The organism is Terrisporobacter muris, from assembly GCF_024621905.1.
In the GTDB taxonomy this organism is placed as follows: domain Bacteria; phylum Bacillota; class Clostridia; order Peptostreptococcales; family Peptostreptococcaceae; genus Terrisporobacter; species Terrisporobacter muris.
Map to the genome: position 1 here is coordinate 37,193 of NZ_JANKBY010000001.1, position 9,277 is coordinate 46,469.

The following is a 9,277-nucleotide window of genomic DNA, read 5'->3' on the forward strand; positions in this document are numbered from 1 at the left end:
CAAATTGAACAAATTCAAAGAAGTATTTCAGTTTTTAGATCAATATGGGGGAACTAGCTTTATAGCAGACGAAAACAAGAATAATTACGATGAAGAAAGATACAATAACATAACTAATTTAAAAGCAATAGCATATGATGAATTATGGAAAAGCCTATTTTCACAGATATCACCATATCTAAAAGATAGAGATAAAAAACAACTATATAAGATCCAAAATTGGAAAAATAGAAACAAGATATGCAATTATTTCACCATACAAATAAAGGATGTAGAAAAATTAAATTATGCCTCAAGCATATCCATCGTGGCAGGTAAAGAAGGCATATACGTAAAGGTTGAATATGAATACACAAGTAAAAATACTGTAAATCCAGTGTCCAAGCATAACAAATATATTTTGAGTTTAGATAAATGGAAAGAAATTTATAATGTAAGATTAGACAAATACTACATAAACTATGAAGATAAATCTGGAGACAAAAAAATAAGTTTAAATAACTTTATGGAACATCATGAATTAAGATCTTCTTTAGAAGAAAAAATCAAAAATAATGAAAACATTAAAATTGTTATACAAAAAGAATTTGATAAAGATTATATATTAAGCTCTAATAATTTTGAACTAGAAATAGCATAATCTATAAATGAACTAAATTTTTTATATGAAAAATCAATAGAGTAAAATGGGAGAGTGACTATTACACTCCTGGTTACGCCACGTGAAAGAGTGTCAAATAGTGTAGACAAACTGAAAAGTATCACCTAAATGGGATTTGAAAAACTAGAAGACAAAAAAGAACAACAACAGGAAACTCTTCAAATAATATAGTTGACTAAAACTTATCAGATGAAACATTGAAGGAGCTAAAAATAGGAAAGTTAGCCCAAACAACAACGAAATTTTTATTTGAAGATAAAATTTATAAACAAGAAAATTCTTGTTTATAAACCTGTTTATTCAAAAAAGTAAGTATATAGCTAGTATACAAGGCTATATTAAACAAGAAAACAAGAAATTACCTATAGAGCATGAAAAAATAGGTAATATATAAGCCCATGCGCCTATATGCACGCGCGCATAGGAAAAACGTGTTTTCTTGTTTACTTGTTTATATGAAAAGAAGTGATATATCTTTAAAATGCTAAAAAATAAGCTAATTTCTATATATAATAGTAATTAGCTTACTTTTGTTAAATCTATATATTATCACAAAGCTTTTTAAGAAGGCCAATCAGCTCTTCACATTCTTCTTCCTTAAAACCATTCATTACCTTATCATACCAATTATCCTGATATTTATTGATGGACCTAAGAATGGACAAGCCTTCCTCTGTAAGACATAGACTGAAAAATCTATTATCATCATCTCTTTTTATTTTTGTAACATAATTAAGCACTTCCAGCTTTTTTATATTTCTAGTAACTATGGCTCCATCCACATTTAATAATCTGGCGATATCTTTTAGATTGCAGTTTTTATTGTTATCTATTAACATCATACATCGCCACATATTAAGGGTTATGCCGTATTCCAATAGTTTTGTTTCGGAGTGTTTAATAAAATCTCTATTTAAATCTGATAAATATTTACCTAATATTCTATATGACAATTATATTCCTCTTTTCTAAATACTCTTTTTTTCATAGATTATAGGATCAACGAAACCAAAAGTTATTTTACCATTTTTTCTAAACACTTCACTTACATACATTTTACCATTTTCAATTCGTTCATTTAACGTAAATTCTGTTTCAGCAGAGAAGTTACTTACGCTGCTACCCTCATAAACTCCATCTTTATACTTGTATATCATAGGTGTAAATTTAGAAGAAACCTTAAGTTCTTTATAGTCCATAACTAAATCTTCATTATCATTTCTAAAATCTGCCTTTGAGATATTTTCTGGAATATCATAAGATGTTAATACCACATCATCATCTTCGTTTAATGTAAATAAGAATAAATGAGGAAGAATGTTTTTAAACTTTCCTTGTTCATAATAACTTTCCTCAATAACAAAATATCCATCAAAATCATCTGGTAAGTTATTTATTTTATTATTACAAATACCATTTATATGTTTTGCTTTAGGATGTACCTGTTTTCCTGATTCTAACTCTTGATTTATTTGGTTTTCGTTGTCAAATACTCCACATAAGTCATTTATAAATATTTCTAATTTGTTCATAAAAATCACTCCTTAAATAGTTGATATTGTCAATTATATACCTGTATAATTGACATTGTCAAGTAGTTAATGTTTTTATTTTTAATAACTATAATAATAAACCTAAGCTCTTTTATTTGACACGACAATACTTGACTAATAAAATTATATTAGAGTATGACAAGAATAGGAGAGATGTATGAATACAAAAGATATAGTACTTATAGGTTTACTAGCTGCACTTTTAAAATCAGTACAAGCTATATTAAGTTTTTTACCAAACATAGAAATAGTAAGTTTACTAATACTTATATTTGCTATAAGATTAGGCACCAAAAGAACCATATATATAACAGTACTATTCTCAACATTAAATATAATGATTTGGGGCTTTAATCTGGCTACCATAGGTTACTTTTTTGTATGGAGTGGATATGCAGTTGTTTGTGGATTTTTAAAAAATTTACTTAAAAAGGACATAAATGTAGCCATTTTTCTAGGAATATATGGACTTGTGTTTGGAGGTTTATTTGCATTAATATACTTACCAATGGGATATTCCTATGCACTTTCTTACTGGATAAATGGGTTTATATTTGATTTGGTACATGGAGTGTCAAACTTTATAGTAGGTCTTTGGGCATTTACTCCTGTATTAAATGGATTTGATAGAGCTATGAAAACAGTTTATAAAAAATCATATTCAACACAATAGTTTTAGGAGGAGATATTTATGAATAAGAAAATAACAGTAACTTTAGTTGCAGTACTTGTACTTTTATTAGGAGCGTTTGGAATAAAATCTATAAATAATAAAAATGTACAAGATGGAGAAAAAACAATAACTATAGAAGTTTTATCAGAGGCAGACAATATAAATAAAAAAGAAGAAATAAAAACATCTGAAGAAAAACTAGGAGCAGTCATATCAAATAAAGAAGGATATGAAATAAAAAGTGATGGAATGTTAGTGAAGGTAGAAAATATAGACTTAAGTAAAAGTACTAATGAATACTGGCATGTGTCTGTGAATGGAGAAGATGCTCAAGTTGGTGTAAATGACCAAGTAATAAACAATGGTGATACCATAAAATTTGAAAGAATTAAATTTAAATAAAAATAATATATACTGACTATAAAAAGGAAGATTGTTAATATATAGAAAAATGGGTATAAATTAAAAAATAACTAAAAGTTGAATAAATTTAACAATAAGGGAGAATCTGATGGAAAAAATAAACTTTATTGTAGTATTTATAGAAGGTCTAGTATCATTTTTATCACCTTGTGTACTGCCAATACTACCCATTTATTTAAGTATGCTATCTAATAGTAGCATAGAAAACTTAAACCAAGGAAGATTTACAAAAAGTTCATTATTTAGAAATACTTTATTCTTTACACTGGGTATTTCAACTACTTTCTTTATTCTAGGGACTTCAGTAAATGCTCTAAGCTCATTTTTCAATGACTATAAATATATGGTCATGATAATAGGTGGAATTGTCACAATAATCATGGGACTATTCTACATGGATAGCATAAAATCTAATTTTTTAAATAGAGAAAAAAGATTTGAGATGAAATCTAAGGAAATGAATATATGGACATCATTCTTACTAGGTTTTACATTTAGTTTTGGGTGGACTCCATGTATAGGACCAATCCTTGCATCTGTACTTATAATGTCGTCTAATGCAAATAGTACAGTAGTGTCTTATTTATTAATAGCAGTGTATACCATAGGATTTATTGTACCATTTTTACTAGTTTCATTATTCTACAATAAATTAGTAAAAAGCATAGATAAGATTAAAAAGCATATGGATAAAATAAAGAAAATTGGTGGAATTATTATTGTAATATCTGGGATGATAATGCTATCAAATGGAATTAAAAGTAAAAGAGAAGCAGAGTGGGTGGAAAATCAAAATAAAGTTGAAAGTAGTCAAAATACTGATACTAATTCTGAGGAAGACAAAAAAATCGAAGCCCTAGATTTTACTTTATATGACCAATACGGAAAAGAACATAAATTAAGTGATTATAGAGGTAAGAAAGTATTCTTAAACTTCTGGGCAACTTGGTGCCCGCCATGTAGAGCAGAAATGCCTCATATAGAAGATTTATATAAGGAATATGAAAAGAATAGTAAGGATGTAATCATATTAGGTGTGGCATCTCCAAATGTGGGAAAAGAAGGAGATCAACAATACATAGAAGATTTCCTAAAAGAAAATAATTATACTTTCCCTGTGGTATTTGATGATGGAGGAATGCTTAGTTATCAATATGGATTTAGCTCTCTACCATCAACGCTTATAATTGACGAAGATGGATATATAACAAAATATATACCAGGTGCCATGAATAAAAGTACAATGAAAAGCTTAATAGAAAGCAAGAATTAATTATAATTTAATGTCAAAAGGAGGTATCAAAAATGATACCTCCTTTACTTAGGTTGAAATCCTAATGTTTATTAGAAAATAAATTGACTTTTCAAAGAGATATGCTTCCAATAAATAAGAGTTTCTATTTATATTTTTCCACAAGAGAGATATTATAATACTATGGTAAAATCTTTAAAAGAGATTACTGATTTTTATTATAATTTAGGAAATAAATTAGGTTTATAATAAATAATTAAGGAGGCAGTAAAATGAGCTGTATATTTTGTGAAATAAAGGATTATATACTTGAAAATGACCTTGCATATGCTATTTTTGATAAATTTCCAGCAACAAAAGGTCATATGTTAGTAATACCAAAGCGCCATGTTGCAAACTTTTTTGATATAACAAAAGAAGAAAGAGAAGCAATTTTTGATTTAGTAGACAAAGGAAAAGAATTGCTAGATGAAAAATACAATCCAGATGGATATAACGTGGGAGTGAATGTAAACCAAGCTGGAGGACAAACTGTTTTTCATGTTCATGTGCATTTAATGCCGAGATTTGAAGGAGATGTTGTTGATCCAACAGGAGGAGTAAGAGGAGCTATCCCAAAATATATGAAATATAGCAAATAATAAATGAAAAGACCATATTCAAGTATGGTCTTTTATAATTTGAATATATACTTGATAAATTTTAATATTCTAGTTTTAATTGGGAATAAAGATAATAATGAAAAAATTTAAAAAAATTATATAAATATAAAACTTTTTAAACTATATAAAACGTCCTATATATGAGAGGTGAAAAAAAGAAATGAAATTACTAAGCTTAGTAGAAAGAAAAAAAGAAAAACAAATAAAAAAATATATAGTTGAAAATAAAGAAGCCTTATATAGGTTTGCCTACAGCTATGTAAAAAATGAAGATGATGCGCTAGATATAGTGCATGATGCTATCTGCAAATCACTAGACAATGTAAACACTCTCAAAAATATAGATAGCATTAAATCTTGGATTTATCAAATAGTATCAAATTGCGCAATTGATTATATTAGAAAAAATAAAAAATACGTAGCAATAACTGATGACTTACAAGAAGAAAATACAATGAGGTATGATACATATGAAGATATAGACTTGCAAGAAGCTTTGGAGAGATTACCTGAAAAGTATAGAATTGTAGTCATACTAAGATATTTTGAAGATATGAAAATAGGAGATATAGCCCAGGTACTAAATGAAAATGAAAATACCATAAAAACCAGGTTGTATAATGGATTATCAAAGTTAAAAATAGAACTTATTGAAGAAGAGGAGTGAATATTTTGAAAAAAAATAATAAGTTGGAAAATTTGAAAAAAAATTACAATAATATAGAAATACCAGATAAATTGAATGATGTGGTAAATGATGCTTTAAACGGCAATCAAAAGAAATATAAAAGAAGTAGAATAGCTAGGTGGTCTTCTGTAGCCGCATCCATATGTGTAGTAATTGGTGCTGTTAACTTGAGCCCAGCCTTTGCAAGTACTCTTGAAGATATACCAGTAATAGGCAATATGATAAAAATTATAAACTTTAAAAATTATAGTGTAAATGAAAACGGATATGATGTTTCTATTGAAGTACCAAAGGTGGAAGGCTTAAAAGATAAAGACTTAGAATATAAGCTAAACAAAGAGTTTGAAGCAGAAGGCGAAAAGTTATATGATGAATATTTAAATGAAATAAAAGACTTAAAAGAGCTAGGTGAAGAAGGTAGAAAGTATGGCAAGTCTTGGTATGAAGTATTAAATGAAAATGATGATGTTTTATCACTGGTAATTTATAATTATTATGCTCAAGGTTCATCTAACACAACTAGAAAGTTTTATAACATAGACAAGAAAAATCAAACAGTTTTAACATTGGAAGGAATGTTTAAAGGCAGTGACTATGTGGATGTTATAAGCAAAAATATTATAAGTCAAATGAAAGAAAGAACAAAAAAGAATCCAGAGGATACGTACTGGATTGATGGTGAAATGGATAATTTTAAAAAGATAAAGAAAGATCAAGGTTTTTATATAAATGATAAGGGTGAACTAGTTATATGTTTTGATAAATATGAGGTTGCACCAGGTTCATCTGGATTAGTGGAATTTGTAATACCTAATAATGTTACTAAACAGCTTATGAAGTAATATAAATATATTAACTTAATAGTTTTTTATAAATAGAAAAGGGCATAATTGCCCTTTTTTTGATGTGAATTTATTTAAATAAAAATTAAAGATTGTGGATAACTCATATTACTCAGATTTTAAAAAGTTTTAAAAAAATTAAAGTTTTTTATTTCAGATTTGTAATAAAAAATCTATTGAATGGTAGGGCCTTACTGGTTTATACTTAATGAGTCGACAAATTTATACGAAAAGGTACTAAAAGTGATAAAAATTTATTGAGGTAGGAGTTGAGAGATATGAGTAGGAAAAGAATAAATAAAAAAAGGGCAGCATTAGTTTTAGTTTTAGGTATGACTATATTTGGAGTATTAAATAGGACATTGGCTTATGTGGATAATCAAAGACAAATTAAAGCGGAACAACAAAGAATTGAAGAAGAAAAAAGAAAAGCAGAAGAAGAAAAGAAAAAATATGTAGTTGGTGTTAGCCACGAGGGGAAAAAATATTCTTATGATGCAAGCAAAGTTGCAGAGAAACTTAGTAAATATGATTACACTAATGATGGTAAAAAGATAGTATTTTTAACTTTTGACGACGGAACATCAAAAACTAATACACCAAATGTGTTAGATATTTTAAAGAAAGAAGATGTAAAAGCTACATTTTTCTTAACTGGACAAAATATAGAAAATGGTGGGAATGAAGCAAAAGAGCTTGTAAAACGAGAGTTTAATGAGGGGCATGCTATAGCAAATCATTCATACAGCCATGATGTTAGAAAATTATACCCAGGAAGGGTTTTAGACATAGAAGCATTTAAAGCTGATTTTGAAAAAAATGATAAATTACTAAAAGATATTTTAGGTAAATACTTCTCAACTAGAGTAATAAGATGTCCAGGTGGATATATGTCTTGGAAAGGTATGGAGCCTTTAGATAAGCATTTAGAAAAGAATAAACTGGTTTCAATTGATTGGACATCTTTAAATGCAGATGCTGAGGGAAAAAGAAAAAATGCTAAAGAATTAACTGATTATGCAATTAAAACTTCTGAAGGAAAAGAAATGGTAGTTCTATTAATGCATGATACTTATGGAAAAGAAGAAACAGTTAAAGCTTTACCAAGCATAATAAAATATTTTAAGGATAACGGATATGAGTTTAGAACTCTTTCATAAATATAAAAGAATCCTATAAATAGATTTATATAAATCTATTTATAGGATTTTTTTGCATACTAAGCAATAAGTCCAAAGACAGCCCCAAAAAATCTAGATGAACCAGAATTACTTGAGAATTTCAATGATAATTCAGAAACTGCTGAAGGAGGATTATTCCATGTCCATATAATTGATAGTTAAAAATCAAAAAACAAAAACCATACTGTATACAATTGTGCTATCATTAACTTAAATATTTTTTATATTGTAAAAATTTACATTCTATAAAGGGGGACAATATAAATGGAAATAAGATTAAGAAAAGTTGGGATAATAGGCGTTGGCCATGTTGGGGCTCACGTAGCATTTTCACTAGTAACACAGGGGATAGTAGATGAACTAATTTTAGTTGATATAAACAAGCAAAAGGCTATTAGTGAAAGACAAGATTTACTAGATGCAGTTACATACTTACCACATAGAATAAATGTAACGGCAGGAGAATACGAAGACTTGGCAGACTGCGATATAATAGTAAACAGTGTGGGAAAAATTAATGAGTCTAGGGATAGATTAGCAGAACTTCAAGAAAGTGTTGATGCAGTTAATTCATACATAGAAAGAGTTATGGATGCTGGTTTCAATGGAATAATAATAAATATCACAAATCCTTGCGACATAATAGCTAATCATATTCAAAAAGTTACAGGACTTCCACAGAATCAAGTTTTTGGAACAGGAACAGGTCTTGATAGCTCTAGATTTAGAAACGTGATGGCTGAGTGCACAGGAATAGATCATAAGTCAATAATAGGATATTCTTTAGGAGAGCATGGTGATTCTCAAATGATTCCTTGGTCAGCTGTAAATTTGGGAGGAAAACCTCTAAGTGAACTTGAAAAAGAAAGACCAGAAACTTTTGGAAGTTTAGATAAAAAAGATATAACATATAGAACTATAAAAGGCGGATGGTTTACTTACGAAGGTAAAAAATGCACAGAGTTTGGTATAGCATCCACAGCAGCTAGACTTATAAAAGGAATTTATCATGATGAAAAATTCGTAACAACTGCATCAACTTTATTAGAAGGTCAGTATGGAGAAGAAGGATTCTATATAAGTATTCCAGTAGTCATAGGTAAAAATGGTATAGAAGATAAATATGAGCTTAATTTAACTGAAGAAGAATTGAAAGAATTTAAACATTCTTGCAGAGTAGTAAAAGAAAATATAGCTAAAATAAAATAGATAAGATGAAAGGCTAGGTTGCTATCTATGTCCTAAACAAAACAATAGAAGTCTAAAGGTTGTAAGGAGAAGATACCCTTTCTTATGGCAACATATGTTAGATATGGACAAGGATAGTCCAATACCTTTTCGA

General features: G+C 28.2%; 11 protein-coding genes. 9 read left to right on the forward strand and 2 right to left on the reverse strand.

What is annotated here, in order from left to right:
• The first annotated feature begins 4 nt into the window (after positions 1 to 4).
• Positions 5 to 640 carry a hypothetical protein gene (locus NSA58_RS00145; RefSeq protein ID WP_257559910.1) on the forward strand — a complete coding sequence of 212 codons (636 nt, stop codon included), beginning with the start codon at positions 5 to 7 and terminating at the stop codon, positions 638 to 640.
• Positions 641 to 1,200: 560 nt separating this feature from the next.
• On the opposite strand, the gene NSA58_RS00150 is transcribed toward NSA58_RS00145, so the two are convergent.
• Together NSA58_RS00150 and NSA58_RS00155 are read right to left on the reverse strand one after the other, a co-directional pair.
• Positions 1,201 to 1,614, reverse strand: a complete 414-nt coding sequence (locus NSA58_RS00150) for a MarR family winged helix-turn-helix transcriptional regulator (RefSeq protein ID WP_257559911.1) — start codon at positions 1,612 to 1,614, stop codon at positions 1,201 to 1,203.
• A 15-nt stretch (positions 1,615 to 1,629) separates the two neighbouring features.
• Entirely contained in the window at positions 1,630 to 2,193 is a 564-nt protein-coding gene (locus NSA58_RS00155) for a hypothetical protein (RefSeq protein WP_257559912.1), read from the reverse strand.
• Positions 2,194 to 2,371: 178 nt separating this feature from the next.
• On the opposite strand from NSA58_RS00155, the gene NSA58_RS00160 reads away from it, so the two are divergent.
• The 8 genes from NSA58_RS00160 (at position 2,372) to NSA58_RS00195 (ending at position 9,144) form a co-directional block, all read left to right on the forward strand.
• Positions 2,372 to 2,887: a hypothetical protein gene (locus NSA58_RS00160; RefSeq protein ID WP_074079806.1), complete on the forward strand. Its 516-nt coding sequence runs from the start codon at positions 2,372 to 2,374 to the stop codon at positions 2,885 to 2,887.
• An 18-nt stretch (positions 2,888 to 2,905) separates the two neighbouring features.
• On the forward strand, positions 2,906 to 3,289 hold the full coding sequence (locus NSA58_RS00165; RefSeq protein WP_257559913.1) for a DUF4430 domain-containing protein: 384 nt from the start codon (positions 2,906 to 2,908) through the stop codon (positions 3,287 to 3,289).
• 109 nt (positions 3,290 to 3,398) lie between these two features.
• Entirely contained in the window at positions 3,399 to 4,583 is a 1,185-nt protein-coding gene (locus NSA58_RS00170) for a cytochrome c biogenesis protein/redoxin (RefSeq protein ID WP_074079807.1), read from the forward strand.
• 251 nt (positions 4,584 to 4,834) lie between these two features.
• Positions 4,835 to 5,203: an HIT family protein gene (locus NSA58_RS00175; protein WP_039680167.1), complete on the forward strand. Its 369-nt coding sequence runs from the start codon at positions 4,835 to 4,837 to the stop codon at positions 5,201 to 5,203.
• Between the two features lie 181 nt (positions 5,204 to 5,384).
• Positions 5,385 to 5,891: an RNA polymerase sigma factor gene (locus NSA58_RS00180; RefSeq protein ID WP_039680168.1), complete on the forward strand. Its 507-nt coding sequence runs from the start codon at positions 5,385 to 5,387 to the stop codon at positions 5,889 to 5,891.
• Positions 5,888 to 6,754: an anti-sigma-V factor rsiV gene (locus NSA58_RS00185; RefSeq protein WP_257559914.1), complete on the forward strand. Its 867-nt coding sequence runs from the start codon at positions 5,888 to 5,890 to the stop codon at positions 6,752 to 6,754. The genes NSA58_RS00180 and NSA58_RS00185 overlap by 4 nt, the downstream gene beginning before the upstream one ends.
• Before the next feature lie 278 nt (positions 6,755 to 7,032).
• Positions 7,033 to 7,914: a polysaccharide deacetylase family protein gene (locus tag NSA58_RS00190; RefSeq protein ID WP_039680170.1), complete on the forward strand. Its 882-nt coding sequence runs from the start codon at positions 7,033 to 7,035 to the stop codon at positions 7,912 to 7,914.
• 285 nt (positions 7,915 to 8,199) lie between these two features.
• The gene (locus tag NSA58_RS00195; RefSeq protein WP_257559915.1) at positions 8,200 to 9,144 is read left to right on the forward strand and encodes an L-lactate dehydrogenase; all 945 of its coding nucleotides are present in this window, start codon (positions 8,200 to 8,202) and stop codon (positions 9,142 to 9,144) included.
• Positions 9,145 to 9,277: the final 133 nt, after the last annotated feature.

What these genes read in the sequence shown, in the direction of transcription:
- NSA58_RS00190 (WP_039680170.1), top strand. Translation starts at nt 7,033, where the DNA reads ATGAGTAGGAAAAGAATAAATAAAAAAAGGGCAGCATTAGTTTTAGTT.
- NSA58_RS00165 (WP_257559913.1), top strand. Translation starts at nt 2,906, where the DNA reads ATGAATAAGAAAATAACAGTAACTTTAGTTGCAGTACTTGTACTTTTA.
- NSA58_RS00195 (WP_257559915.1), top strand. Translation starts at nt 8,200, where the DNA reads ATGGAAATAAGATTAAGAAAAGTTGGGATAATAGGCGTTGGCCATGTT.
- NSA58_RS00160 (WP_074079806.1), top strand. Translation starts at nt 2,372, where the DNA reads ATGAATACAAAAGATATAGTACTTATAGGTTTACTAGCTGCACTTTTA.
- NSA58_RS00180 (WP_039680168.1), top strand. Translation starts at nt 5,385, where the DNA reads ATGAAATTACTAAGCTTAGTAGAAAGAAAAAAAGAAAAACAAATAAAA.
- NSA58_RS00155 (WP_257559912.1), bottom strand. Translation starts at nt 2,193, where the DNA reads ATGAACAAATTAGAAATATTTATAAATGACTTATGTGGAGTATTTGAC.
- NSA58_RS00170 (WP_074079807.1), top strand. Translation starts at nt 3,399, where the DNA reads ATGGAAAAAATAAACTTTATTGTAGTATTTATAGAAGGTCTAGTATCA.
- NSA58_RS00175 (WP_039680167.1), top strand. Translation starts at nt 4,835, where the DNA reads ATGAGCTGTATATTTTGTGAAATAAAGGATTATATACTTGAAAATGAC.